Origin of the sequence: Streptococcus oralis (assembly GCF_003943825.1) — a bacterium.
GTDB classification, from domain to species: Bacteria; Bacillota; Bacilli; order Lactobacillales; family Streptococcaceae; genus Streptococcus; species Streptococcus oralis_CD.
On record NZ_RJNJ01000098.1, the window covers coordinates 1 to 611 of the forward strand.

Below are 611 nucleotides of genomic sequence, written 5' to 3' on the forward strand. Positions count from 1 at the left end.
TCTGACTACCTGTGACCATAGCACCACTTGAATTGAGATAATACCATTCACCTGATACTTTTATCCATCCGGTTTTCATATCTCCATTAGAAGGATCTAGATAGTACCATGTTGAGCCATCTTTGTACCAACCAGTCTTCATGTCTCCATTGCTCTTATCTAAGTAATACCATTTGCCTCGGAGGTATTTCCACCCCGTTGCCATTTCACCAGAAGATTCAAAATAATACCACTCCCCGGATATTTTTTGCCAATCTGTGAGCATCTTACCAGAAGCATCTAGATAGTACCAAGTATCATTTATCTTTTGCCAACCTGTTTGTTTCGTACTATTCTTATAATAATACCAAGTACCACTAATCAATTTCCAACCATCAATAGAATGCCCTTGAATAACAGAGTAGATGAAAGATAGAGCCTTCTCATTTAACTTAACAGCATAATCATCTGTTCTGCCTCACTCCCATTGGTATGAACTCCGACAACCCTATTATTAGAATCATATACTGCTGAACCGCTTGCACCACGCAAAGTATCTACTTGATAGAATAAAAAATCATTTGTATCTTGAAGTACCGCTTTTGTATCAGTATACATCTGCTTAATTAACT

Annotated in this window: 2 pseudogenes; both read right to left on the reverse strand. The window is 37.5% G+C overall.

The annotated features are described in order from the left end of the window. Positions 1 to 364: pseudogene (locus tag D8863_RS11130) on the reverse strand (choline-binding protein G); the annotation flags it as partial. A gap of 62 nt (positions 365 to 426) precedes the next feature. Further along, positions 427 to 611: pseudogene (locus tag D8863_RS11170) on the reverse strand (choline-binding protein G); the annotation flags it as partial.